General features: G+C 61.1%; 18 protein-coding genes. 8 read left to right on the top strand and 10 right to left on the bottom strand.

Annotated features, from left to right (window positions below; translation table 11 throughout):
* Nucleotides 1–180: 180 nt before the first annotated feature.
* On the bottom strand, nucleotides 181–1,653 hold the full coding sequence (locus DN745_RS04985) for an MFS transporter (RefSeq protein ID WP_111332691.1): 1,473 nt from the start codon (nucleotides 1,651–1,653) through the stop codon (nucleotides 181–183).
* Nucleotides 1,654–1,988: 335 nt separating this feature from the next.
* Between DN745_RS04985 and DN745_RS04990 the strand changes: the two genes are divergently transcribed.
* The 3 genes from DN745_RS04990 (at nucleotide 1,989) to DN745_RS05000 (ending at nucleotide 5,378) form a co-directional block, all read left to right on the top strand.
* Entirely contained in the window at nucleotides 1,989–3,485 is a 1,497-nt protein-coding gene (locus tag DN745_RS04990) for an alanine/glycine:cation symporter family protein (protein WP_111332693.1), read from the top strand.
* A gap of 90 nt (nucleotides 3,486–3,575) precedes the next feature.
* Complete coding sequence (locus DN745_RS19885) at nucleotides 3,576–5,063, top strand: phage tail sheath family protein (RefSeq protein ID WP_111332694.1); 1,488 nt, start codon at nucleotides 3,576–3,578, stop codon at nucleotides 5,061–5,063.
* Nucleotides 5,064–5,066: 3 nt separating this feature from the next.
* The gene (locus DN745_RS05000) at nucleotides 5,067–5,378 is read left to right on the top strand and encodes a hypothetical protein (RefSeq protein WP_111332696.1); all 312 of its coding nucleotides are present in this window, start codon (nucleotides 5,067–5,069) and stop codon (nucleotides 5,376–5,378) included.
* 24 nt (nucleotides 5,379–5,402) lie between these two features.
* On the opposite strand, the gene DN745_RS05005 is transcribed toward DN745_RS05000, so the two are convergent.
* Nucleotides 5,403–6,053 (bottom strand): type II toxin-antitoxin system VapC family toxin, encoded by a 651-nt coding sequence (locus DN745_RS05005; protein WP_111332697.1) that lies wholly within the window; start codon nucleotides 6,051–6,053, stop codon nucleotides 5,403–5,405.
* A gap of 143 nt (nucleotides 6,054–6,196) precedes the next feature.
* Between DN745_RS05005 and murB the strand changes: the two genes are divergently transcribed.
* A complete protein-coding gene (murB, locus tag DN745_RS05010) occupies nucleotides 6,197–7,213 on the top strand; it encodes a UDP-N-acetylmuramate dehydrogenase (RefSeq protein ID WP_111332699.1) in 1,017 nt (338 codons plus the stop codon).
* Between the two features lie 55 nt (nucleotides 7,214–7,268).
* Here murB and DN745_RS05015 read toward each other — a convergent pair whose 3' ends face one another.
* Both DN745_RS05015 and DN745_RS05020 read right to left on the bottom strand, forming a co-directional pair.
* Nucleotides 7,269–8,777 (bottom strand): di-heme oxidoredictase family protein, encoded by a 1,509-nt coding sequence (locus tag DN745_RS05015; protein ID WP_111332701.1) that lies wholly within the window; start codon nucleotides 8,775–8,777, stop codon nucleotides 7,269–7,271.
* Nucleotides 8,774–10,660 carry an RCC1 domain-containing protein gene (locus DN745_RS05020; protein ID WP_162687464.1) on the bottom strand — a complete coding sequence of 629 codons (1,887 nt, stop codon included), beginning with the start codon at nucleotides 10,658–10,660 and terminating at the stop codon, nucleotides 8,774–8,776. The genes DN745_RS05015 and DN745_RS05020 overlap by 4 nt, the downstream gene beginning before the upstream one ends.
* Nucleotides 10,661–10,898: 238 nt before the next feature.
* Between DN745_RS05020 and DN745_RS05025 the strand changes: the two genes are divergently transcribed.
* Nucleotides 10,899–11,504 (top strand): DUF924 family protein, encoded by a 606-nt coding sequence (locus DN745_RS05025; protein WP_111332704.1) that lies wholly within the window; start codon nucleotides 10,899–10,901, stop codon nucleotides 11,502–11,504.
* A 52-nt stretch (nucleotides 11,505–11,556) separates the two neighbouring features.
* Here DN745_RS05025 and DN745_RS05030 read toward each other — a convergent pair whose 3' ends face one another.
* Together DN745_RS05030 and DN745_RS05035 are read right to left on the bottom strand one after the other, a co-directional pair.
* Nucleotides 11,557–11,781 (bottom strand): hypothetical protein, encoded by a 225-nt coding sequence (locus tag DN745_RS05030; protein WP_133622095.1) that lies wholly within the window; start codon nucleotides 11,779–11,781, stop codon nucleotides 11,557–11,559.
* A gap of 32 nt (nucleotides 11,782–11,813) precedes the next feature.
* Nucleotides 11,814–14,147 (bottom strand): GH92 family glycosyl hydrolase, encoded by a 2,334-nt coding sequence (locus tag DN745_RS05035; protein ID WP_111332707.1) that lies wholly within the window; start codon nucleotides 14,145–14,147, stop codon nucleotides 11,814–11,816.
* A gap of 289 nt (nucleotides 14,148–14,436) precedes the next feature.
* Here DN745_RS05035 and DN745_RS05040 point away from each other — a divergent pair, with 289 nt between their 5' ends.
* A complete protein-coding gene (locus DN745_RS05040) occupies nucleotides 14,437–15,639 on the top strand; it encodes a hypothetical protein (protein ID WP_111332708.1) in 1,203 nt (400 codons plus the stop codon).
* A gap of 213 nt (nucleotides 15,640–15,852) precedes the next feature.
* On the opposite strand, the gene DN745_RS05045 is transcribed toward DN745_RS05040, so the two are convergent.
* Both DN745_RS05045 and DN745_RS05050 read right to left on the bottom strand, forming a co-directional pair.
* Nucleotides 15,853–17,985: an ATP-binding response regulator gene (locus DN745_RS05045; RefSeq protein WP_111332710.1), complete on the bottom strand. Its 2,133-nt coding sequence runs from the start codon at nucleotides 17,983–17,985 to the stop codon at nucleotides 15,853–15,855.
* A gap of 187 nt (nucleotides 17,986–18,172) precedes the next feature.
* Nucleotides 18,173–20,701: a hybrid sensor histidine kinase/response regulator gene (locus tag DN745_RS05050; protein ID WP_111332711.1), complete on the bottom strand. Its 2,529-nt coding sequence runs from the start codon at nucleotides 20,699–20,701 to the stop codon at nucleotides 18,173–18,175.
* Nucleotides 20,702–21,004: 303 nt separating this feature from the next.
* Between DN745_RS05050 and DN745_RS05055 the strand changes: the two genes are divergently transcribed.
* Entirely contained in the window at nucleotides 21,005–22,117 is a 1,113-nt protein-coding gene (locus tag DN745_RS05055; RefSeq protein ID WP_162687465.1) for a ligand-binding sensor domain-containing protein, read from the top strand.
* A gap of 84 nt (nucleotides 22,118–22,201) precedes the next feature.
* Here DN745_RS05055 and DN745_RS05060 read toward each other — a convergent pair whose 3' ends face one another.
* Nucleotides 22,202–22,669: a nucleoside deaminase gene (locus DN745_RS05060; protein ID WP_111332714.1), complete on the bottom strand. Its 468-nt coding sequence runs from the start codon at nucleotides 22,667–22,669 to the stop codon at nucleotides 22,202–22,204.
* A 35-nt stretch (nucleotides 22,670–22,704) separates the two neighbouring features.
* Entirely contained in the window at nucleotides 22,705–23,334 is a 630-nt protein-coding gene (locus DN745_RS05065; RefSeq protein WP_111332716.1) for a cytochrome c, read from the bottom strand.
* A 245-nt stretch (nucleotides 23,335–23,579) separates the two neighbouring features.
* Here DN745_RS05065 and DN745_RS05070 point away from each other — a divergent pair, with 245 nt between their 5' ends.
* The gene (locus DN745_RS05070) at nucleotides 23,580–24,542 is read left to right on the top strand and encodes a DUF5996 family protein (protein WP_111332718.1); all 963 of its coding nucleotides are present in this window, start codon (nucleotides 23,580–23,582) and stop codon (nucleotides 24,540–24,542) included.
* Nucleotides 24,543–24,547: the final 5 nt, after the last annotated feature.

Consider the following 24,547-nt stretch of genomic DNA (forward strand, 5'->3'; position numbering starts at 1 on the left):
TGCAGTGGCTGATATTGCAGGCAATCTTCGGGTTTTGAGGTGCTGCCTTCCACCTAAAGTTGTTGGCCTTGATTGACTGAGACGTATGCGGCCACAGATAATTCAAAAGGCCACACAAATCAATCGCGGACTGCGTTTGGGGCGCGACGCGCGGCGCAGGTGCCGCGTCGAATCGGCGACTTAATGCGTCATGGGTGTGGGTTTTTGCAGGCGCTGGCGCTGGTCGATATAGGCGACGGCGGTGGCGGCCAGGGTGATGATCAGGGCGACGACGAGTCCGGCGATAAAGGCCTGGGACCAGTCATTGGTGGCGTGATAGCTGGCGAAGGCGGTGGCGGTCAAAATCGAGATGCCGACGGTGGCGCCGATGCGTTGGCCGGTCTGCATGATGCCGCCGGAGCTGCCGGCGTAGCGAACCGGGACTTCGTCGAGGGTGAGGGTCTGGTTGGGGCTGACGACAAAGCCCTGGCCGATGCCCAGGACGCCGAGGCTTCCCCACAGGAACCATTCGCTGGCGAGCCCTTGAGAGCGCAGCCAGACGACCAGGATGCTCAAGGCGATGCCGAGGGCTGCGAGATACATGCCGCCCAGGACGACGGCGCGTCCGCGGGTGTTGACGACCTTTCCGCCCCACAGCGCGGCCAAGCTCGACAGGATGGAGCCGGGGATGCCGACCGAGCCCGAGGCAAACGCGGTGTGTCCCAGGCCGCTTTGTAGGTAGAGCGCGACGAGCACCCAGATGCCGGTGTTGCTGGCAAAGAACAGTGAGATCATCAGGGTGCCGTTGGAGAAGCTTTTGACCTTGAAGATTGCAAGGTCGACCATCGGCTGCAGGCCAAGGCGTTTGCGGCGCTTCTCCCACCATACCCACACGGCGAAGAGCCCTAAGCCCAGCGGCAATGAGAGCCATACGAGCGCGGCGCCGCGTCCCTCGACGAAGGGGAGCATGACGCAGAGCACGGCAAAGCCGAGCAGCAGCGCGCCGACGGGGTCGAGGCTGCGCTCGGCGTTGGCGTCCGGGTCGCGCGGCGTCCACAGCGGGCGCGGGAGCCATCGCCAGGCCAGGAATGTGGCTAAAATACCGATGGGGAGGTTGATCAAAAACGTCCATCGCCAGCCGGTCTCGACGCCAGCGACCATGATGATATAGCCGCCGGTCAGCGGTCCCACGACGAAAGATGCGGCGGCGGCGGCGCCAAAGATGCCGAAGGCGCGGCCGCGCTCGGTGCCGCGGAAATGTTGTTGTATCATGCCCACGACTTGGGGGGCGATTAGACATGAGCCGACGCCCTGGACGGCGCGGCCGATATTGAGCAGCAGGGCGCTCTGGGCGAGCCCGCAGGCCACCGATGAGGCGGTAAAGACGATGATCCCGATGATGAAGAGCGGCCCGCGTCCGTAGATATCGCCTGCGCGCCCCGAGGTGACCAGGCCCACGCCAAAGGTCAGCGCATAGCCGGCCAAGACCCATTGGATCTCGGCGTCGCTCGCGCCGAGTCCTTCCTGAATGGAAGGCACCGCGACGTTTACGATGCCTACGTCGATCAGCGACATGAAGAGCACGACAATGAGGAGACCGAGGAGGCGCCAGCGGTGCGGGTCGGGGGTGTAACTGGCGTCTTCCATCAGGAGACTTGGTGAGGATTGTGTCATGAGCTTGCTTCGGTTTTGAGCACGGCGGCAGAGCCGCCTTGGCGTGGGGCCGAAGGGATCGGCCCGAGGACAACACGCCTTGGTATTTTGGGGCTACGCCCGGCGGGGTTTTCTGTCAACCCAAAGGGCGGAATCTGGGTGCACCGACGTATTCGCTGGCCTTGCCCGAAGTTGGCCCTGGTGTCTTCTTGCATCACGATAAATCTGAACTTCGCCACGGATCGCCTTTGTGCAGGGCGGTGGGTTTGGACTAGGATATCCGAGAAATCAATGCCTTTCTCGGGCCGCGCGATACGCGGCCCACATATATGCAAGCCACCGCCCAAGGAATCTAGATGGACGCGTTGAAGCAGTTTTTAGAGAACGCGAGTTCGATAATCTGGGGCCCCTTTTTGCTCATCCCGCTACTTTTGGGCGTGGGTGTTTTCCTCACGCTTCGGCTGGGGGGGATTCAGTTTCGGATGCTCTTTCCGGCGCTTCGGCTCGGGTTGATTAAGAGGGCGGACCCGCAGGCGAAGGGCGATATTTCGCAATACCAGGCGCTGGCGACGGCGCTGGCTGCGACGGTAGGCACCGGCAATATCGTAGGCGTTGCGACCGCGATTGCCATCGGCGGGCCGGGGGCGTTGTTCTGGGTGTGGGTGACCGGTCTGGCCGGCATGGCGACTAAATACGCGGAGACCTTTTTGGCGGTGCGTTTTCGGGGCACGGATGAGGCCGGCGAGAAGTCGGGTGGGCCGCAATATTATCTGGAGCGGGGCATTCGCGGGCGGCTCGGGAAGGTGCTGGGGGTGTCTTTTGCGGTATTCACCACGATTGCCTGCTTTGGCATTGGCAATATGACCCAGGGGAACGCCATCGCCTCGAATCTTGAGGCGAGTTGGTCGCTTCCGGTGGGCGCGGTCGGCGTGGGTCTGGCGCTGATGACCTTCGTTGTGTTGGTGGGAGGCATCAAATGGATTGGGCGGGTGACGGCGACTCTGGTGCCACTGATGATCGTGTTTTATGTCACCGGCGGTCTATATATTTTGGCCGTGAATGTGTCCGCGCTACCGGCGGCGCTTTCCCTTATTCTGAGCGACGCGTTCACGGGAACCTCAGCGGTGGGCGGGTTCGCGGGCTCGACCATTCTGATCGCGATGCGCACCGGCGTGGCGCGAGGGCTGTTCTCGAACGAGTCGGGGCTTGGGTCGGCGGCGATGGCAGCGGCTGCGGCGAAGACGACGCATCCGGTGCGCCAGGGACTGGTCGCCATGACGCAGACCTTTATCGACACGATTATCGTGGTGAGCATCACGGGTTTGACGATCGTGGTCACCGGCACGTGGCAGCAAACCGACCCGGTCTCGGGTGAGCAGATCAGCGCGGCGGTGATGACCGGCGAGGCGTTCGCGCATGGATTGCCCGGTCAATGGGGGCATTGGGTGGTGACCATGGGGATTGTGCTCTTCGCTTATTCCACGATTCTCGGTTGGTCCTACTATGGCGAGCGCAACGTGGAGCGGCTGGTGGGGCGTCGCGGGGTGATGCCGTATCGCGTGCTCTATTCGATGGTGGTCTTTGTTGGGTGCACCTCGGAGCTGACGACGGTGTGGACGTTCTCGGACGTGGCGAACGGCCTGATGGCGTTGCCGAACCTGGTTGGGCTTATCCTATTGTCCGGGTTGGTGATGCGCGAGACGAGCTATTATCTGCGCCACGACCCGACCCTGATCGCGACGCGTGATGAGGTCGAGGCGTTTATGGCGGGTCGGCCCGGCTGGGCCCAGTGGAAGGCCGGCGACGTCATCGGTTCCTCTCGTCGGGGATTGGGGCAGCGTGGGGGCGAATAAATTCGCTCGAATTCATTGCTCGGGGATCGTCTTCGGGCTAGCTTGTTATTATCCGACTGACCGAATGTTCCTAATAAAGATGAGTTTGCGATGAAACGATCGGCTCTGAAGCGAAAATATATCTCATTGCTCGGGGCTTTGCTGCTCGTGGCATCTGCGGCCGGCTGTGATTATAGCGGGGCCGACGATAAGCTGGCGGATGCAGGGCCGGACGCTGGTGTGTTGGATACTGGCGGTCGCTCCGACGCAGCGGGTAGCGATGCGACCGGCAGCGATGCCACCGGCAGTGATGCGACGGGCAGTGATGCGACGGGCAGCGACGCGACGGGCAGCGACGCGACGGGCAGCGATGCGACGGACGTGGTTGATGACGCGGATATAAGCGACACGGGGGATGCTAGAGATGCCGACACGGCGGACACGACGCCGGACCCGGTGGAAGACCCCTGCGAGAACCCCATCGCGCCGGGGCCGATTCACGATATAGATATTTCGGCGACGGTCTTTGTGGGGCCGGTCCCCGTGTCGGGCGCTCAGCGGCCAGTCGAAGTCGATAGCTACGCGGCGTATCAGAGCCAATTTGGCGTTGGTTCCACCGCCGGTCCGCCCGCGGACGCCGATGCGATGGCCTGGTCAGTCTATCTCTACTTCGAGAACGGCGGCGAGCGGGCCTTTGTCGCACCAACGGCCTCGGATGTTCCGACATCAGTGGAGCTTGAGCGGCTCGCCGGGATTGGTGAACCCGCGATGATCGTGGTGCCGGGGCTCTCCGGGATCCAGGACGCCGGCGAGCGAGCGTTGGCCTATGGGCGCATGGGAACCTTTATTCAGGGAGCGCAGGCCACTGATTTGTTGTGGATCAGCGACCTACCCGCAGGGTTAAGCGTCGAGGAGATTACCACCACACAGAGCTTCAACGCGCCGGTGACCATTCATAGTAACCGCGTCGCGCTATACCACCCGTGGCTTAAAGTCAGCACCGCTGGGGCGACGCCCCTGGAGGTCGCACCATCCGGAGCGGTCGCCGGGGTCATCGCCCGCCTGGGGCTCGAACGGGGTATTTGGACGGCGCCGGCGGGGCCAACCGCGACTTTTCAGAGCATCGATGGCTTCGCTCAGGCCCTCGATAATAGCGAGATTAGTGATCTTCTATCTTTGAATATCAACGCGCTGCGCGTTTTGTCGGGCGCCCCGGTTATCTGGGGCGCGCGCACCCTTGAGCGCGACGATAACCATATGAAATATGTGTCAGTGCGCCGGTTCGCCACTCTTATCGACGCGAGCATGCGCGCCGGGGTCCGCGATATTTTTTGGCGCGTCAACGACGCGAGTCTCCGCCAGGAGTTGGAGGAGCGCATGGATGACTATATGAGCGGTCTCTTTCGAAGCGGCGCCTTTGAGGGGGCGAGCGCCGGGCAATCCTATTTTGTCCAGGACTTCGTCAACTCAACATCGATGCCCGATATTCAGGCGGGCAAGCTCACCTTCGAGTATGGCTTTGCGCCGATTCGGCCGGCTGAGTTTCATCTGGGGCGCTTCGAGCGCACCGTTGGCTCCTGCTTGTCCGACAGCCCATGAACGATGCGCTTTGAACTTCAACATCCCGACGCCCCGCACCTTCGGGCTGAGTACGGCTGCGACGAAGGTGCGGGGTTCTTCTTCGCCATCTATGCCCGGCAAGAGATCTACCGCGGCTATGACATAAGCCGCGAGGATTCGCGGGCTCTTGAGCGGGTCCTAAACGCGCTGGTCGCGCATGGTTTTGTGACGCGGACCAGCGTGGAGGAGGCCGAGTATTGGCTGCAATATTATTGGGTCGACGAGATTGAGAACCCGGCGGCGCGGCGTTCGGCTCGGATCATTGTGAACCTGATGCGCGCGTTGAAGAGTTGAACTTCGACCCGGCGCTCGCGGGCTCTAAAAGAGTTCGTTCAAGGGTGTGCGGGAGTTCTTCGAGGGGCGGTCGGGGTCGCGAAAATGGTCGAATTTTAGGGGGAGGCGCACGCCTCGGGCGGAGATGCTGATTTTTAGCAGAGGCGTGCCGATGCGGAGCGCGGGCTCATCGCCTTTGCTGAAGCGGTCGTTGGAGACGATGATGCATTTTTTATTCTTGCGCGCGTATTGTAGCAGCACATCGTCGGCGGATTTGCCGTGGGTTTCGAAGAAGCGCGGCTTTCGGCGCTCGACCTCGGCGATGAACTTAGGCTGGTCGGTTTTATTGAGTTTATAGCGAAGGTTGGCGTCGCAGAAGACCTTGATTTTGGCGTTCTTAAAGCGATGCTCCAATACACGCAGGACCTCCATCAAATAGTCTAAGCGCACCTTTGTCGTGCCACCTTTAGCGTCGCGATGCGCGAAGTTGCTGCCGTCGACCAGCAGCGTCCACCCCGCGGCGTTGAGGCGGGCTTTGGACGCGCGACGCTTGGGGCGAGCGGGTTTTTGGGGCCTGCCGGGTCGCCATTGCAAAAGTCTAAAGACGACGCGGCCGATGATCGCGAGCAGCAGGGCGATGAGGATGATCTCGAGCAATGAGAGCGGCATCGCAGGCATATATTGGGTCAGGTCCATCGGTGCTATCTCTTTGGTGGAGCGCGCGACGCGAGGTAAAGCGGGGCGTTGTAGGTTCCGGGCGCGTCTTGTATTGCAACGCGTCGGCGATGCGTCATTCTATATCGCATCGTCGGACAAATCCCAAAACCCGCAAAATCATCATGAAAGACTTTGAATACAATATAGATATCGCCCCCTTTACTACTTTCGGGGTGCGGGCGAGAACGCAATATTTCGCGGCGTTTTCCTCCGTCGAAGCGCTACGCGCGCTGCTCAGCGATGTCGGTGAGCGAGAATTGCTCATCCTGGGCGGGGGCAGCAATATGCTCTTTGTGCGCGACTTCCAGGGGGTCACCCTGCGCAATTTGATCACCGGGATTGAGCGGGTTGACGAGGACAAAGACTCGGTCGTTTTAAATGTTGGCGCGGGGGAGAATTGGCATGAATTCGTGCTCTTCGCGATCGCACAGGGGCTGGGCGGCGTCGAGAATTTGTCGCTTATCCCGGGGAGCGTTGGGGCGAGTCCGATTCAGAATATCGGCGCCTATGGGGTCGAGATTAAGGACGTTTTTGAGTCGCTGGAGGCGGTCGAAATTGCCACGGGCGCCGCGCGCACTTTCGACCTGGATGCCTGCGATTTTGGGTATCGCGATAGTATTTTTAAGCGGGAGCTAAGGGGGAAATATGTCATAACCTCCGTGAGTTTTCGCTTATCGAAGGCGCCGGTGCTCAACACCAGTTATGGCACGATTGAGCAGGAACTGGCGGCGCGCCAGATCGCGCAGCCGACGATTAAGAATGTGAGCGACGCGGTCATCGCGATTCGCCGCTCCAAGCTCCCGGACCCCGCCGAGATCGGCAACGGCGGCAGCTTTTTTAAGAACCCGATTATCCCGCACGCGCAATTCCTTGCGTTGAAGAAACGCTTTGAGGAGATGCCGTCTTATCCCGTCGATGAAGACTCGGTGAAGGTCCCCGCGGGTTGGTTGATCGACCAGGCGGGATGGAAGGGGAAGACCTTCGGGGCTTGCGGCGTGCACAAAAGGCAGGCGTTGGTCCTGGTGAATTATGGCGACGCGACGGGGGCCGAGATCTATGCGTTATCCGAGCGAATTATCGACGATATTTTTGAGCGCTACGGGATTCGCCTGGAGCGGGAAGTCAATATGATCGGTTGAGGCGGGGCCGAAGCGAGTGGGTGCCCCCGACGACCGAAGTCGCCGGGGGCGGAGCCTAGAGCGAGCGTACGAATTCGAGCAGCGCCCGGCGCCCGTCATCGTTGAGCGCCTCGACATAGCGGCGCGCCGGGTCGGCTTCGCCGCCGTGCCATAAGATCGCCTCTTCCAAGTTTTGGGCGCGCCCATCGTGCAGGAATCGCGCGTTTGGGTTGAGCGATTCGACTAGTCCCAATCCCCACAAAGGCGCGGTTCTCCACTCCCGCGCGCCGGCGTTTCCTTCGCCGGCGGGGTCGCTTAAACCTTCGCCCATATCGTGGAGCAGCAGATCGGTGAACGGGTGCAAGATCTGCTCGGAGAGCAGCGGTCGGTCCGGCAGCGCGCGCGTGACCAACTTCGGGCGGTGGCAGCCGGTGCAACCTGCGGCGTCAAAGTGGCGCGCCCCGGCTTCGAGCGTCGCTCTGCCCGCGTGGCGCCTTACCGCCGGAACCCCGATATAGCGCTGGTATTCAACCAGGGCGGCGAGCCCCTGTTCGTCGACTTCGGGGGAGCCACCGCTTGGGCTTTGCAGGCAATCGTGCTGAGACGCGCTGCAATTTTCGGCCATGACTTCGGGTGAGGTGATGCCCATATCCTGGGCGAGCGCCATGGCGCTTTGTCCGCGCAGCGTGGGCTGCAGTGCTTTCCAACCGAAGCGGCCGAGGCGGCCGTCGTCGAGGATATTCGGGCGCCCCGAGATGCCGTCGCCGTCGGCGTCCTCGGGGTCGGCGGCCTCCAGGATGGTCGCGTCTGCGACGAGATCCAATAAACCCAGACCGACCAGATGCGGCGACGCACGTCCGAGCGCGCGCGTGTCGGGGTGCAACGCGCCGTAGCTTGGGTGTGGCTCGATGGAGAAGCGGGGCGCGCCATGGTTGTTGTCGCTGCTGGTGGCGGTCGGGTACCAAGACACGTGCCCCTCGGCGGCAACACCGGCGATGCTTCGAGGCTGGAATTGCGGGCCGAAGACGGGATCGGGGAGTCTTCCCTGGTCGGTTTCGCGGACAAGACGAATCAACAACCCTGGGTGGACCTGGCCGTCGGGGCCAAGCGTCGCCGGGCGCCCCGACGATGGGTGGCATCCCGCGCAGGAAACCTCGTTAAAGTGAGGACCGAGTCCGTCGATGACGGGCCGCGAACTGGGCGCAGGCTCCCATTCGGCCACGAATAATTCGCGCCCCTGTGAGAATCGTAGTGTCTGCTCGAGCCCCAGGGTGTCCGCCAGCTCCATGAATCGCCACTGAGTCGAGTCGCTGGTTAATGCGCCGCCGGTCTGCTCCACCGGTGGCAGTAGATGTTCGACCGATACCGGCGGCGTCGAGGTGTCGGAGCTATCCGAGCTCTCCCGAGTATCGCTGGCGTCGCCAGCATCCGGACGCGAAGTTGCGTCTGCGAGGTCGCTGGTTGTGTCAAAGTTGGCGTCCGTGGTCGACGCTGGCGCCGGCGCGTCCGAGCAACCTGCCCAGAGCGCCGCCGCGACCGCCGCCCACGCCAACCGCTGAAGGTGGTTGAGGTGGGTAGTGCTCATTCTGCGAACTCCACGAGCACTGGGATTCGGTAGCTCCACCGGTCAATCGAACTTTCGCCGGCGCCCAGTGAACCCTGAAAACTCCAGCCCCAGGCAAAGACGCGGCCATCGGCCCGAAGCGCCACTGAGTGCAGCGCGCCGACGGTGACGTCGACCAGGTTCTCGACGCCGAAGACAGGTTCGACCGGGCCTGTGAGGTCTTCTTCGGAGGGGATGCCCAGGTTGCCAAACCCGTTTTGCCCCCAGCCATAGACGCGGGCGTTGTCGCCGTACACGAAGCTCTGATTGGCCCCGGCGAGCACGCCGGTGACGGTCATATTCGGCGACAGCAGCGTTGGCTCAAGCACGTCGTCCTCGAAGCCGCCGATGCCCTCGGGGCCGACCTGGGCCGAGCGGTTGAGCCCCCATCCATAGAGCTGCCCGTCGGCGTTGAGCGCGAGCGCGTGGTCCTTGCCTGCGGCAATCTCGACGATGTCCGCCAGCGCGTCGATCTTGGTCGGTTGGCTGTGTGGGTCCCGGTCGCTGGTTCCCAGACCGAGGTTCCCATCGGCGTTGTCGCCCCACGCGAATACTTCGCCGTCTTTTGTCAGGGCATAGGAAGCAGAGGATGAAGCGGTCATCGCGATGACCTCTTCGAGACCAATGACCTCGACGGGGGTGTCGCTCGTGGTGGTGGTGCCGTCGCCGAGTTGACCGTCGGCGTTGTCGCCGCAGGCGTAGGGTTTGCCCTGGTCGGTCAGCAATAGCGTGTGATCGTAGCCGCGCGCGATCGCGACGACGGTGTGCTCGAAGTCGACCTTTTCGGGGGCGTAGCGATGGGTCTCATCGAGGTCGCCGTCATTGGCCTCGCCCAGGCATAGCTGGCCGTCGGCGTTGTCCCCCCAAGCGTAGACCTCGCCGGCGGCGTTGAGCGCGAACGAGCTATTTTGGCTAAACACGATGGAGATGACTTCGCCCGGGACCTCGATATGGTGTGCGCTGACCGGATGCGCGGGATCGGTGTCGCCGAGCGATGAGTCATACCCGAGGCCAACCTGACCGCGGTTATTTCGGCCCCAGGCGTAGACTTCGGAGTCGAGCAGCACACCGCTATGCGCGCCGCCAGCGGCGGTCTGAGCGCCGAAATACAGCGCGTGCGATAACTCGGCCTGATTGCCCGCAGCGTCTGTCGCGGCGACCGTGATTGCGTTCGGTCCCGGCGCCAGGTCGACCATCGCGCTGAAGCGTCCATCCGCGCTGAGCGTAGCGGGCGCGGGGGTGTCCCCAACGCTCAGCGTCACGGACGCGACGCCAAGGTTGTCGGCTGCTTGGCCGGTGATCATGACCCGGCGAGCGAGCACTGAGCGGGCGTAATGCGGCGATAGTCCGCTTAAGGTTGGGGCCTCGGTGTCCTCGGCGCGGGTGATTGAGATGCGCGCTTCGCCGCGCTCACCATTGTCGGCGATGACCTCAACCGAGATGTCGTTGGCGCCGACCAGAAGCGGGATAATCGCTTCGAGCTGATAGCCACTTGTCGTGCTCGTCAGGCTGACGTCTTCGACCGGGCTGTCGTTGCGCGACACATGGTGCTCGATGAGCGCGCCGTCGAACTCGATAGCCGCCTTCAGGGGGAACTCTTGGGCGTAGAGCATCGTTTCCTCAGGGGCGTCGATCGTGACCACCGGGGCATCCGCGGCGTCTTCGAGCGCGTCCGGCGCCTCCGTTGCGTCCGATGCGTCTTCGCGCGCGGCCGGGGGCTCCGCGGTGTCATGGCTTCCCGCATCATGCGCCTCGTGGTGTGCATCGTATTTGTCGGCATCAGCATCGCCGCCACAGCCTACCAATGACGCGCTCAGTGCCGCGACAAAGATCCATCGAAATACGTTCTTGTTCCATCTCATCATCGACTCTCCGTGGGTCGTTATTGTGTTCGAATACATTACGCAAAACTTGCGTGGGGCGGCTCATATACGCGTCTGATTGGAAATGCAATTGATAATCATTATCAATTAGGTTCCATCTCCGCGGTGCAGTCAGCCGCTGGGAGGTTTCGAATCTTGGGCGGGCGTTGTAATGGTGGGGACGGGGCTCGGGCTCGCGAGTCATCCCCGACGAGTGTTCGGTGGAAATCGGAGTAGGATCATGCAGGCAAAAACAATCAATGAAGTTCTGGATTTCTGGTTCGGCGAGCTCGATCCTCAGGGGTCCGCGAGCCCCGAGATTATCGAGAGTTGGCGCCAGAAGGTGGCGGCGTTTGACCAGGAGATTCGCCGGCGTTTTGAGGGGCTCTACGAGGCCATTGTGGCCGGCGAGCGCGAGGATTGGTTGGAGACGCTCGAAGGGGTGATTGCGTATGTGGTCGTCATCGACCAGCTCTCGCGCAATATGTATCGGGGCAGCGCGAAGATGTATGCCTCGGACGCGCAGGCGCTCGGCGTGGCGCTCGACGCCATTGACCGCGGCCTCGACAAGCAGGCCGTGTTCGCCCACCGTAATTTTCTCTATATGCCGCTGATGCATAGCGAGGAGCTGGAGCTGCAAGATCGCTGCGTGGCGCTGTACCAGGCCTGGCATGAGGAGGTCGAAGGCGCCCAAAAAGAAGAGATCGCAAAGCGCATTGGCTTTGCGAATCGACACCGAGACGTGGTCGCCCAATTCGGGCGTTTTCCCCACCGAAACGCCATCCTCGGGCGAGAATCAACGGCCGAAGAGGTGGAGTTTTTGAAGTCGCCGAGCGCCTGGTTTTAGACGCAAAAAGGCCCGGAACCACGTGGTTCCGGGCCTTTTGGCTGGGGGCTGATTATTGTTCAACGCGCATAATATATTGCTCGTCGAGGCTTTTGGGCTTGCTGGCCGAGCCGCCGGTGTACATCGCGGTCAGGTCGCTGGAGTAAAAACTTCCGAGTCGAATATAATAGGTCCTGGCCTGGCTGGCGTTGAAGTTGCGGATGGCGAGGGCGCCGATATTGGGAGTTCTATGGTTGTGAATTTCGGCGAGCAAGGGGTTGTAGATGGCGATGCTCATGCGCATTGGCGAGGTTGGGCGGGCACTGCTGCTCAGTCCGCCGCCGGTGCTTCGGCAGCCATGTCGAAATAGACGGTGCTTCCCTGCAGTTCGGCGTGAGTAAAATACGGGCCGTCGTGGGCTTGGCCGTTCACATTCACGCCGACGACATAGGGGGTCTCCGGGCCTGCGCCAGGGGCCTCAATGCGCAGGGTTTTACCGTCGCCCAGGTCGACTTCGATCTCGGGGAAGAGCGGCGAGCCGAGCATATAGGTGTCGTGGCCGGCGACCGGCGAGAAGCCGAGAGCGCTGAAGATATACCAGGCCGACAGGGTGCCGCCGTCGTCATTGCCGACCAGCCCGTCCGGGCCGCTGCCGTAGGCGGTGGATTGGATGAGGCGCACCCATTTGCCGACCTCGGCGGGGCGGTCGGTGAAGTTGAATAGGTAGGGCGCGCCGATATCGTGCTCGTTGCCATGCCAATATTTGCCATCGGGGAGCAGCGGTAGATAGTCGTCGGTGTTGATGCCTGCGTCGTCGAAGAATTTGTGGAGTTGCTCGTAGAGCGCGCTTGGGCCGCCGAAGGCCTCGCTGAGCTGGGTGGGGTGCCAGATCGGGTAGAATCGCCAATGCCAGGCGTTGCCCTCGGTGTAGTGGTCTTCGCTAAAAGCGCCGTGGCTCATCATCACGACGAAGCTGCCATCGGCGTTTCGCGGGGTCATGAATTTCGTCGTCTCCTCAAATGTATTCTTCCAATTCTCCGAACGCTCACGCAGCGCGCTCGCCTCGGCGCGGCCGAGGTGATCGGCTAAATTGGCGAGCGCCCAATCGTTCCATGCGTATTCCAGGGTGCGGGAGACGGATTGGCTAAATTCGTCGTCGGGCACGTAGCCAAGCTCGAGGTAGCGAGCGACCGCGCGCCGGCCGGTGAAGATCGAGCCGGGGGGCGTTTGTTGGGTCGCTGTGATGAGTAGGGCGTCGAATGCCTCCTGGTAGTCGACGCCGTCGATTCCCTTGAGCGCGCTTTCGGCGAAGAGTTGGTCGGCGGGCGTCCCCAGCATGCTATTGGTATAGGTCTGGAGCGCCGGCCAGCGCGGGATAAAGCCGGTGGCGCGCTTCATCGCGAGCAATGAGTTCAGGCTATCGCGCTGCAGGTCCGGGTCGATGAGCGTGAGCAATGGGTGGAGGGTGCGGAACGTGTCCCACAGCGACAGATCTGAATAATATTTGGAGCCGTTGACCTGGTGAATCTGGTCGTCCATGCCGCGGTAGCGCCCGTCCGCCCCGTCGAGTCGGGTCGGCATGCGCCACACATTATAGAGGGCGGTGTAGAAGATGCGCAGGTCGTCTTCGGCGCCGCCGCGCACGCGCACGCGCCCGAGCTTGTCGAGCCAGGCGGCTTTGGCCTCTTCGCGCACGGCTTCAAAGGTCTTGGCGTCGAGCTCTTCGCTTCGGTGCAGCCGCGCCTGGTCGAGGTCGACGAAGGAGAGGCCGACGCGCAGCTCAACCTGCTCGGCGTCGCTGAAGTCGAGCACCGCGCCGCCTTCGACTCCCTGAGCGCTCGACGCGCCAGCGTTCACGCCGCTGTCATCCCAGGTGGAGACCGCGGTGGGGGCGGAGTCGCTGGTCGCCGAAAAGTAGAGGGTGAACGGGCCGCTTCGGGTCGCGAAATCACCGCCAAAGACCACATGACCCTCGATGGTCTGGCCGTCGACCGCCATCGTCACCTCGGTTTCGGCCGAAGTAACGATGCTCGAGGCCGGGTTGAAGAGCAGGGTGATGCCGCCGGCGTCGCTGCGATAGCGATGAAAGCCCGCGCGAAGTGAGGCGGTAAGTTCGACGGTGACGCCGGCGTCGGGGAGGTGAACTGAATAATAGCCCGGAGCCGCCTGCTCGCTGTCTTTGTCGAGCGCGGTATATTGCGCCCAGGGCTTGGCAGCGTCGACGGTCGCGACCGGCAAAACGCTCAGGTTTCCAAGCCCCGGTGCGCCGGTGCCCACCAGGTGAAGATGGGTAAATCCGCGCACCTCCGGGTCATCATAATGATAGCCGCTGAAGTGGGATTGGGGGTAGTATTTGCCATCTTTCGAGGTGTCTGGGCCGAGCTTTACCAGTCCGTTGGGGACCTGGGCGGTCGGGGTGAGCGCGGCATAGCCGAAGCCCAATCCTCCCGTGCCGATAAATGGGTCGACCAACGAAAAGGCCCGCTCGGCGTCGACCCACTGCGGCTTTGCGTCGAGCGTATCAGCGACATCAACGGCGTCGGCGGTCGTGTCCGGTGAGGCGTCCGATATATCGGCCGCGGGCGTTGAGTTTTCGTCGCTGGCGCATCCCGCGAATACCGCGAGCGCGAAGAGGCTAAAAAGGAAGATGGTCTTTGGGTTCATGAGGGACGTCCGGCGCAGTCGAAAAAATGCGGTGAGCCATCGGAGGCTGAAGTCTAAAAAAGAAGAGTTCTTATGTTGCCATCAGAGCGTCGATAATGCATCCTAAGTGAATCAATTCACCACCTGCCTGCTCGTGATAGTAAGACGCGAGTATTTGTTCTTGGAAGTAGCTTCGACGATAGTATCGGTGATTCGTCGGGTTTTAGTGAAGAAGACTCTGGGTTCTTGGGGGAATTCGGGGCTGAATTGGAGGAATTCCACTTTTTCACTTTAACGACGAGTTTTCTCGATGAACACATCGTTGCGCCTCAGTCGAAATCTTTTTCATCCACTCATTCTGGGTCTAACCATCGCCGCAGGGGCCTCCTCGGGATGTGCGCTCTACGACGCGTTTGGCGGCAGCACGGGCGGCGAGCCACAGGACGCGTTCGGCAATCTTGAGGATGATTTCGATGCTCAGGATACTCAGGATGCTCAGGATGTCCGAGACCGCTGGGATACACTCAATGATACCCGAATAACGCCGGACACCCCTATCGAAGGAGATACGCAGCCGCCCTTCGATGTCCTGGTCGCGCCGGACGCGGAGTCGCCACCGGATACCGTTGATGGCGGCACGGATACTGCGGCCGAGGCTGGGCCGAGTTGCACCGATACGGCGGTGGATTTTGAAGTCGTCCAGCCCAATATCTATATCATCCAAGATCGCACTCGCGATTTCGACCAAACCGGCAATTATAATTCGCTCAAGGTAGCCCTGAACCGGGCCGCTGATAAATATAGCGGGAGGATGAATTTTGGTATGTCGATATTCCCCGTAACTGGACCGCTGGCAGGTTGCGGTGGGTCCTGGGGGGAGAGCCTTGCGCTCGGCCAGCACAGTGCCGAGGCTATCAAAAGCTCCTATGCTTCAATGGGACGTGTTGCCCTGGTCCCCATGACTTCCACGGCAACTCTCATCGCCCTGGACTCGGTTATGTCACAGACCGTGTATAGGCACGCGAGCGACGCCTCTGTTCGATATCCGAAAAATATCGTGGTTCTCATCAGCGACGATAAAGCGATAAGTTGTGGTAATTATATAATTACCGACTATTTGCCTCACTTTAACCAAGACAGCAGCACTTCTCTTGCGGTGATTGGGTACGGCGCTGACACGAGCAGCATGGATAATTATGAGTCCTTATCCCCTCAATTGTCCTATTATTACCCACCTGATGGAACGGCCTTGTTTCAGGCGCTCGACGAGATCATCGGCAGCATCGTGGACTGTCAAATTGAACTTCAAATATCGGAGGCAGATCGAGCGAGGCTTCGGGTGAAAGTTGATGGTGAGCAGGTTCAGGCGGACGAGCCCGATGGGTATTCGCTGAATATTGAGCGAGGGATATTAACGCTTCGCGGAGATGCCTGTGACTCGTTGCTCGAGCTTTCACCTGAGCTCGACCGTGGGGAATCTGTCGAAATTTCATTGGCCTGCCCGAACCCCTAATGCAAATCTGCAGCCCTCGACTCCTCGAAATTAGTGGGGAGGCGAGGGCTTTGAGGCCCGCGACCTGCCGGTTAATTCGTGTTCTTTCTGATCGGCGTATTTTCTCACCTGGGACAATAATTCTTCGAGGGGCGAGCCGCTGCCTGCGCGCTCGCCTCGGGTGGGCTCGTCGTCCTCGACGAGTAGGATATTGCGGAGTCTACGCGAGGGCTTTCAGTAGCCGTCGAGGATGTCGACGAGTTTCTGGCGGTTGATGGGTTTGAGAAGATAGTGGTCGGCGCCCAGGGCATAGCCCCGCGCGCTCTCGGCGACCATCGTCACCATGATGACCGGGATGTCGCGCAGCTCCGAGTTCTCCTTGAGCCGAGACAGCAGGCTCCAGCCATCCATCGAGGGCATCATCACGTCGAGGGTGATGATATCGGGGCGCAGTTGTTCGGCCAGCAGCAAGCCCTCCGAGCCGCTGGCCGCGGTCGCCACCGCGAAGCCTTCGCGCTCCAAGATCCGGCGCAACAGATCGCGCATGGTCGGGTCGTCGTCGATCACCAAAACGGTGTCACCGGCGGCGGTCGTGTTGGTCAGTAGTTGGGGCGCGGGGGCGTCGAACTCAGCGGCGGACAGACGGCCCGAATCGCCGTCGGTGCCTTCGGCCGATGTCTCCAGATTGGCGCGAAGCCGCACGCGAAAGAGGCTGCCCTGGCCGAGGGTGGACTCGACCTCGACCTGGCCGCCCAGCAGCGCGGCGAAGTGCCGGGTGATGGTAAGCCCGAGGCCGGTGCCGCCGTATTGGCGCGTGGTCGAGTTGTCGGCCTGAGTGAACGCCTCGAAGATCTTCTCCAATTGTTCCTCGCTCATCCCGACGCCGGAATCTTCGACCTCAAAGACGATATGGGTGTAGTCCTCGTCGGGCTTCGCGCGGATGTCGATACGCCCTTGGCGCGTGAATTTGCAGGCGTTGCTCAGGATATTGAATAGAATCTGGCGGACCTTCGTGATGTCCGAGTTCATGAAGCCCAGGCCGGCGTCGAGCTCGGCGGTGACGGTATTGTTGGACTTTTTGGCGAGCGGCGCGATGGTGCTGCGGATATCGTCGATGAGCGAGGTGACCTCGAAGACTTCCATATGGATATTCATCTTTCCGGCCTCGATCTTCGACAGGTCGAGGATATCGTTGATCAGGGCGAGCAGGTGGGTGCCGGCGGTGCGAATGCGCGTGAGGTCGGGGAGAAACCCGGTGACGAGGGCGATATTGTCGACCTCGTCTTCTCTCATCAGCTCGATTTCTTCTGTGATCATCTCGGAATAACCGATGACCGCGTTGAGCGGAGTGCGCAGCTCGTGGCTCATATTGGCCAGGAACGCGCTCTTGGCCCGGCTGGCCTCGATCGCCTCATCACGCGCGCTTCGCAGGGCCTCGTTGGCGACCTTTCGCTCGGTGATATCGCGAAGCACCATCACGATGCGCGCGTCGTGGCGCCCGAAGGCAATCTCCAGCGGGACCGGTTCGCCGTCGCATCGCAGGCCGCTGAATTCTAGGGAATCCCCAATATTTTGCGCGTTTCCTCGCATCGCGTCCACGAGGGCCTGGTCTTCGAAGTCAGCGATCAGCTCTCGGATATTTTGACCGATAATATCCTGTCGCTCGCCGCCGAAGATGCGGGCGGTGGCGCGGTTGGCGCGAATGATCTGTCCGTCCGTGTCAATTGTTATAATCGCGTCGGGTGCGGTCTCGAGCACGGCGCTGGTCTCGGTCTCTTTTTGGCGCAGGGCGTCGGTCAGCCAGATTTGCACATTATTTTTGAGGTGCAGGATCGCGAAGGTCGTCACTGCGGTCCCAACCAGGGCGACACCGAATTGCATATGCGCGACCTCGATGCTGTCGATGGGCGGGAAGAATTGAATCTCCAATAGGGTAATGAGCAAAATGCCCAAGAAGGTGACCACCACCACCGCCAGCCAGACAAGGGCTGTCTTGTTTTCCTGAAAGAGCGACGCCAATAGGGGCAATACGGGGAGCCAGAGGATGGGCGCCGCATAGAGCCCGCCGCCCACGTAGATGGTCCACAATAGCACCGCATAGATGGGGGCCACGATGCAGTGCCCAGTCAGGCTCAGGTTGCCGGTTGCGCGAAGCACGAACGGGGCGCAGGCCACCAAGGCGGTGCCGATCAACAGGCCAATGGTCGACGCATACCACTCGGTGATGATGCCCAAGCCCGAGGCTACGAGGGCCCAGAAGATCGCGAAGAAGGTAATCATCACGCCGATGCGAGCTCGCCGCACCTCGACCCCGGTGGGGTCTGGAAAGTTGTCGGGGATGAAATAATCGACGGTTCGAGCAAACATGACAGGTCCTCGATAGCAATAATCCCTGGCGCTCAACACCTTCGAGGGATGAATTGGCTCGGTGGAATGCCCCCTTATTGTGGGCTTTGATTGAGCTTCTATACCGGAGAAAATTAAAAACCGCAATTTAGCGCTTGGCGACAGTATGATTTCCGAACAGAGATAAACGGCGGTCGCCTGTGCCTGGTTAGCCTCCTAACTTCGCACTCGCATATTTTCGCACCTGAGAGAGCAATTCCTCCAGGGGATTTCCGCCGCCCGCGCGCCCGCCCTTGGCGAGCACCTCGTTGGCGTCGCGCTGCAGCTGGATCTTCTCATCGTCGGTCAACTCCTTGGCGGTGACGACGATGACCGGCGTGTTCTGAAATGCCTCGATTTCGCGAAAGCGGCGCAGGAACTCGAAGCCGTCCATCTGAGGCATCATGAGGTCGAGCAGGACCAGGTCGGGGGCGAAGTCATCGAGCAGGTCCAGGGCGAGTTGGCCGTTCTCGGCCTCGCGGATCTCCCAGCCGCTGTCGTCCAGGGTGCGCCGGACCATGGTGCGATTGGGCTCGTCGTCCTCGACCAGCAGGATATTTTTGAAGTCCGCCGAGCTGTTGCGGTACTTGTTCAGGATGCCGACGAGCTTTTTGCGGTTGATGGGTTTGAGCAAATAGTGGTCGGCGCCCAGGGCGAAGCCGCGCTCGCTCTCGGCGACCATCGTCACCATGATGACCGGAATGTCCTGGAGATCGGCGTTTTCTTTTAGCCGCGACAGCAGGCTCCAGCCGTCCATCTGCGGCATCATCACGTCGAGGGTGATGACGTCGGGGCGCAGATGTTCGGCCAGCAAGAGGCCCTCGGAGCCGCTGGCCGCGGTGGCCACGGCGAAGCCCTCGCGCTCCAGGATCCGGCGCAGCAGGTCGCGCATGGTGGGGTCATCGTCGATGACCAGCACGGTGTCGGCGCCGGTATTTGGGGTGGCTTCTGCGGCGCCATTGGCGCCGGCGTTGTGGGTCTCCGAGGCGTCATGATGCGTGTCGTCGGCTTCTTCGCGCTCCATATTTGTGCGCAGGCGCACCTTAAACAGGCTTCCCTCGCCGAGGGTTGACTCAACCTCGACCTCGCCGCCGAGCAGGGCGCAGAAGTGGCGCGTGATGGTCAGCCCGAGGCCGGTGCCGCCGAATTGGCGAGTGGTCGAGCCGTCGGCCTGGATGAAGGCGTCGAAGATCTTGCCGAGCTGCTCCGGGCTCATGCCGACGCCGGTGTCCTCGACCTCGAAGATCAGGTGTTCGTAGTCGGTGTCGGGCGTCACGCGGATGGTGATGTCGCCGTCTTTGGTGAATTTGCAGGCGTTGCTCAGCAGGTTGAAGAGGATCTGGCGGACCTTGGTGGCGTCCGAATTCATATAGCCCAGGCCCGGGTCGAGCTCGACGTTCAGGGTGTTATTCGACTTGGTGGCCAGCGGCGCGATGGTGCTGCGGATATCCTCGATGAGCGCCGCGACCTCGAAGACCTCAAGGTGCAGGTTCATCTTGCCGGCCTCGATCTTCGACAGGTCGAGGATGTCGTTGATGAGGGCGAGCAGGTGGGTGCCGGCGGTGCGGATGCGCATGAGGTCGGGGAGGAAGCCGGTGACGGCCTCGATATTGTCGACCTGGTCTTCGCGCATGACCTCGATCTCTTCTTTGATCATCTCCGAATAGCCGATGACCGCGTTGAGCGGCGTGCGCAATTCATGGCTCATATTGGCCAAAAACGCGCTCTTCGCCCGGCTCGCCTCGATGGCCTGGTCGCGCGCGCTGCGAAGCGCCTCGTTGGCGACCTTTCGCTCGGTGATATCGCGAAGCACCAGCACGATGCGCGCGTCAAGCCGGCCGAAGGCGATCTCCAGGGGAATCGAGTTCCCCTTGCTGCATTGCCCGTCAAATTCGACCGACTCGCCCTGGGCGTGGGACTCGACGGCGCGCACCAGGGCCTGGGCCTCAAGGTCGGCGATGAGGGCGCGGATATTCTGGCCAACGATCTCGTCGCGGTCGCAGCTAAAGATGCGGGCGGTCGCGCGGTTTGCGCGCAGGATCTGGCCATCGGTGTCGACGGTGATGATCGCGTCTGGCGCGGTCTCGAGCACCGCGCTGGTCTCGGCTTCTTTTTGGCGAAGGGCGTCGGTCAGCCAGATCTGGACGTTATTCTTGAGGTGGAGGATGGCGAAGGTGGTCACCCCCATGCCGATGAGCGCGATTCCGAATTGCATGTCGGAGGCCCGGGTTTTCGGGTTGTCCGGGAAGGGAAAGCCAGTCAAGTTGGCGGCTATCAGGGCGATAAAGGTGACGACGACCAACCCAAGCCATACGACCGCGGAGCGGTTCTTCTGAAAGAGGGAGGCCAACAGCGGCATGATCGGCAGCCAGAGAGTCGGGGCAGCGTAGAGCCCTCCGTTGAGGTAGATCGTCCACAAAAGAACCGCATAGATCGGCGCCACCGTGAAGTGACCGGTCAGGCTCAAGTTGCCGGTTGCGCGCAGCACAAAGGGCGCGCACCCTACCAGGAGCATCCCAACCAACAACCCCAAGACCGACTCATAGGCCCCGGAAAGCACCCCCAACCCCGCAGCAATCATCGCCCAGAAGATGGTCACGAACGTGATCATGACCCCGATGCGCGCCCGTCGCACCTCGACTCCCGTGGGATCGGCGAGGTCTTGGGGGATAAAATATTCGGTCAATCGAGCGATCATTCGATGCCTCAAAACAGGGGTAGGCGGAAGTCCGTAGGGTATAGATAGGACAGGATCGAATTCAGCTCAGGCATATCCCAACCCTAGTTTAGTTTCGCTGTGGAAGGTTGGTAATATCAGGGAAGGCGGGGTTTGTGCAAATGCGGGGGAGGGGGGGGGACCAGCCTGATCGACTCAAGGGGCGCGGAGTTTGAAGTGCAATCATGAATAAATTACTTCTTGCTGCGTATTTGAAGGGGAACGGACATCGTTTCCGTTCCTCGTGTAAGGAGTTGAACTGTGAATCTAATGATGGAGAATTGGATGCAAACCGGACGAACACTACTTATTTTATTGCTTTTGTTTTCCCCGCTTGGCCTTGCCTGTTCCGATGACTCAGACACGAGTGAAAATATTGAAGCGGATGCCGGTGATCAGAGCGATGCCGGTGAAAAAAGCGATGCTGGCGACCAAAGTGATGCCGGCGAGGACGCGCACTCCTCACCGGACGGGGTCTCCGATGATGTCGGCGATGACCCGACTCCCAGCTTTGCGTTGAGCAAAAGCGAGACATCTTTTACCGAGAGCACCACCCATATGGTCTGGGTGGGTTCGAAACTCTACACTGCCTATTCGGAGAGATGCACGACCAAGTGTATCGAGGGTTGGGATACTTCTGGGGGGAGCGCGTCGAGCATCGATGATGCGCGCATGACCAGTCTGGATGAGTATTCGATGGGTGGCCTCTATGTGCTCGACGAGAATACGCTGCTGTACGGAACCAATTATTATACGCATCGAGTCGATATCTCGAGCGGAGTCGACCTGGGTGAGAGCAGCGGTCGCAGCGGCGAGCGCCAGGACTATGTGGGCCTGAGCGACGGGCGCATCGTGGGCGCCGAGACCAACCACGGGTTGGCGCTTTTTGGGCCTGACCTGAGCGTCGACGCGAGCCTTAACCTGCAGGATGATATCCGTTCGGTGACCAACTTCGGCGCCAATAAGGTGCTCGCCGGCGGCTTCCGCTCGGGGACGCTTTATGAAGTCTCGGTCGCCGGGAATCAGCTGATCGCCAACGACTCCTGGTCAGTCGAGGGCGACTACGTCTGGCGCTTGGATAGTCTGGAAGACGGGACCATCTTGCTCGCCGCAGGCACGGGTGGGTTGGGGGTCTTTGATAGTGAGGTCAATAATCTCGCCTATTTAAGTGACGGCAATGAAGTCTACGATATCGAGGTGATTGATCAGAACCACGTGCTGACCGCCGGTCAGGCCGGGGTGCAGTTGGTTGACCTGAGCGACCGAAGCAACCCGAAGGTGATTGATGAAATTCCGATGTCGGAGGGCGCCTGGCGGGTGGCGGCAAATCAGGATGGGGACCTCGCCATTTCGGACGACTCCGGTGATGGAGTGACCTATTTGGGGCGCTATCGCTGATCAAGCGTAGCGCGACAGCTCTCAAATGAAAACGCCGCCCTCACAGCCGTGAGGGCGGCTTTTTCATCGCACAGCATCAACTTCTCACCACCCATAATCCTTATGAATCCGCATACCTTCGCTATGCAGCAGTGGGCCGACGACCTGGGTGACGCCCTCCAAAATCGCGGCGGAGCGCACCGGGGTGTGGTAGCCGTTGAGCTCGGTGAGGTCGTGGCTCGCCACGCTATAGTAGACCCGGGCCAGGCCGGCGGCGCGGATGCCGCCGGCGCACATCGGGCAGGGCTCGGTGCTGGTGTACATGACCATGCGCGCGCGCTCTTCGACCGAGAATTTTTGGCAGGCAAGGTGGGCAAGGTGCAGCTCGGGGTGGCGGCGGATGTCGTTCTCGGTGACGACCCGATTGGAGTCGGTCAGCACGATCTCATCGTCCAGGACCAGCACCGAGCCGAAGGGGTGATCGCCGCGCTCGGCGGCCTCGTTGGCGAGTTCAAAGGCGCGGCGCAGGTGGGCGCCGTGGTCGAATTCGTCGAAGTTTGAGCTAAAGAGCATTTTTTACTCGTCTCGTGTCGGTGGGGCGTTGGGGGTCAGTAGCGGTATTGGGTGTGGCAATCGGTGCAACCCTGGATGACGTCGGCGTATTTTTCGGTGGTGAGCTTCAGGTCATCTTTTTTGGCAGCGTTGACCAGCTCGACCAGGTCGGCGTGGAAGGCTTCGTCGAGCTTCATGAAGCCGTCGAGGTCGTCGCTATTTTTGGGCGTCTTGTATTTTCCGGCGGCGAGGGTGCGCTCGGTGAGGTCGCGGGCGTCGTGGACGCTATAGATGGTGGCCGGGATATTCTCGAGTTGGTTGGCGATGATGAGGCTGAAGACGCCGATCATCGCGTTATTGAGCAGGAGCATCTCGTGCTCGACCACGTTGATGCCTTCGGGAAGGTCCTCGATCGATTCCGGGGTTTTGACCGCGTAATTATCGTGGTCGTGCCCGTGCTCTCCCTCGACATGACTGTGGTGGTCGCCTTTGGGCTTCTCGGCGTGCTCATCGTCGTGGTCATGGTCGTCATCATCATCATCATGCTTCTCTGGCGCTTGATTGTCTGCTTCGGCCGACGCCGCGCTGGGAGCCGGGTCGCCCGGTGTTTTTGCATTGTCGCAGGCGCTGAGCGCCCCGAGAGCCATCACCAACAATATAAGCAGCGTGCGATTCATCGCGTTCATATAGTGCCTCCGGGTCGTGTCGAGATGCGCGCGACATTTGGAGAAACCACGCGCGATAGTGTGGAGCAGACATCGGTGTATCGTGGCCAATCTACTCTTTAATCGTGCGAAGGGCCAACCCGTTATCTGGCGCCGCGAATCAGCCAGCGGGGAGGAGACTAAAACCGGCGGGGTAGGTGTCTAGACTTAGGGGCGTTCGCGCGGCCGCATTGCGGCTGCACCATCTAGGATTGAGGAGGCACACCATGGCCCATCGAGAAGTGAGCGCCGGAATTAGCGCGGAGCAATGGCCTGAGCTGCCGCTTGCGCAGTGGAAGGACACCTACGCGACGCTGCATATGTGGACCCAGATCGTCGGAAAGATTCGCCTGGCCTGCACGCCGAAGATCAATCATTGGTGGAACTCGACCTATTATATCACCCCGCGCGGCATGACGACGTCCACGATGTATCGGGACGGCGGCGCCTTCCAGATTGACTTCGATTTTATCGACCACCTGCTGCGTTTTGAGACTTCGTCGGGGCGCAGGGCAGATATCGAGCTGACCTCGAAGACCACCGCGACGTTTTATCGTGAGGTGATGGAGACCCTGGACGCGCTGGGCATTGAGGTCGAGATTTGGCCGCACCCGGTCGAGATTGAGGACCCGATTCCCTTCGCCGAAGATGAGCAACACGCCACCTATATACCGGAGCATGCCCACCGGTTCTGGCAGGTGCTCTTGGCCTCGGAGCAGGTCTTTCAGGAGGTCCGCGCGGGCTTCGTCGGCAAGAGCAGCCCGGTTCATTTCTTCTGGGGGAGCTTTGACCTGGCGCTGACGCGCTTTTCGCTGCGCGAGGCGCCGCCGCACCCGGGCGGCGTGCCGAATATGGCAGATTGGGTCACCCGCGAGGCGTATTCGCACGAATGCAGCAGTTGCGGGTTCTGGCCGGGCACCGAGGGCGGCCTGGCGGAGCCGGCATATTATAGTTACGCCTACCCGGAGCCGGACGGGTTTAAGGATTATCCGGTGCGCCCGCGGCACGCGTTTTATAGCGAGGAGTTGGGGGAGTTTGTGCTGCTCTACAAAGACCTTCGCCGCTGCGCGGACCCGGCGGCGGTGCTGCGCCAATTCCTGGAGAGCACCTACGAGGCCGCCGCCACTTGCGGCGCCTGGCCGCGCGACTTGCTCGAGCCCGAAGACCCGTCGCGCTCGCTGCGGGCGTGACCCGG

The sequence above is a fragment of the Bradymonas sediminis genome (assembly GCF_003258315.1).
Lineage (GTDB): Bacteria > Myxococcota_A > Bradymonadia > Bradymonadales > Bradymonadaceae > Bradymonas > Bradymonas sediminis.

Excerpts from the sequence above, each read along its gene's own strand:
- DN745_RS04985 (WP_111332691.1), bottom strand. The coding sequence starts at position 1,653 with ATGACACAATCCTCACCAAGTCTCCTGATGGAAGACGCCAGTTACACC.
- DN745_RS04990 (WP_111332693.1), top strand. The coding sequence starts at position 1,989 with ATGGACGCGTTGAAGCAGTTTTTAGAGAACGCGAGTTCGATAATCTGG.
- DN745_RS19885 (WP_111332694.1), top strand. The coding sequence starts at position 3,576 with ATGAAACGATCGGCTCTGAAGCGAAAATATATCTCATTGCTCGGGGCT.
- DN745_RS05000 (WP_111332696.1), top strand. The coding sequence starts at position 5,067 with ATGCGCTTTGAACTTCAACATCCCGACGCCCCGCACCTTCGGGCTGAG.
- DN745_RS05005 (WP_111332697.1), bottom strand. The coding sequence starts at position 6,053 with ATGGACCTGACCCAATATATGCCTGCGATGCCGCTCTCATTGCTCGAG.
- murB (WP_111332699.1), top strand. The coding sequence starts at position 6,197 with ATGAAAGACTTTGAATACAATATAGATATCGCCCCCTTTACTACTTTC.
- DN745_RS05015 (WP_111332701.1), bottom strand. The coding sequence starts at position 8,777 with ATGAGCACTACCCACCTCAACCACCTTCAGCGGTTGGCGTGGGCGGCG.
- DN745_RS05020 (WP_162687464.1), bottom strand. The coding sequence starts at position 10,660 with ATGATGAGATGGAACAAGAACGTATTTCGATGGATCTTTGTCGCGGCA.
- DN745_RS05025 (WP_111332704.1), top strand. The coding sequence starts at position 10,899 with ATGCAGGCAAAAACAATCAATGAAGTTCTGGATTTCTGGTTCGGCGAG.
- DN745_RS05030 (WP_133622095.1), bottom strand. The coding sequence starts at position 11,781 with ATGAGCATCGCCATCTACAACCCCTTGCTCGCCGAAATTCACAACCAT.
- DN745_RS05035 (WP_111332707.1), bottom strand. The coding sequence starts at position 14,147 with ATGAACCCAAAGACCATCTTCCTTTTTAGCCTCTTCGCGCTCGCGGTA.
- DN745_RS05040 (WP_111332708.1), top strand. The coding sequence starts at position 14,437 with ATGAACACATCGTTGCGCCTCAGTCGAAATCTTTTTCATCCACTCATT.
- DN745_RS05045 (WP_111332710.1), bottom strand. The coding sequence starts at position 17,985 with ATGTTTGCTCGAACCGTCGATTATTTCATCCCCGACAACTTTCCAGAC.
- DN745_RS05050 (WP_111332711.1), bottom strand. The coding sequence starts at position 20,701 with ATGATCGCTCGATTGACCGAATATTTTATCCCCCAAGACCTCGCCGAT.
- DN745_RS05055 (WP_162687465.1), top strand. The coding sequence starts at position 21,005 with ATGCAAACCGGACGAACACTACTTATTTTATTGCTTTTGTTTTCCCCG.
- DN745_RS05060 (WP_111332714.1), bottom strand. The coding sequence starts at position 22,669 with ATGCTCTTTAGCTCAAACTTCGACGAATTCGACCACGGCGCCCACCTG.
- DN745_RS05065 (WP_111332716.1), bottom strand. The coding sequence starts at position 23,334 with ATGAACGCGATGAATCGCACGCTGCTTATATTGTTGGTGATGGCTCTC.
- DN745_RS05070 (WP_111332718.1), top strand. The coding sequence starts at position 23,580 with ATGGCCCATCGAGAAGTGAGCGCCGGAATTAGCGCGGAGCAATGGCCT.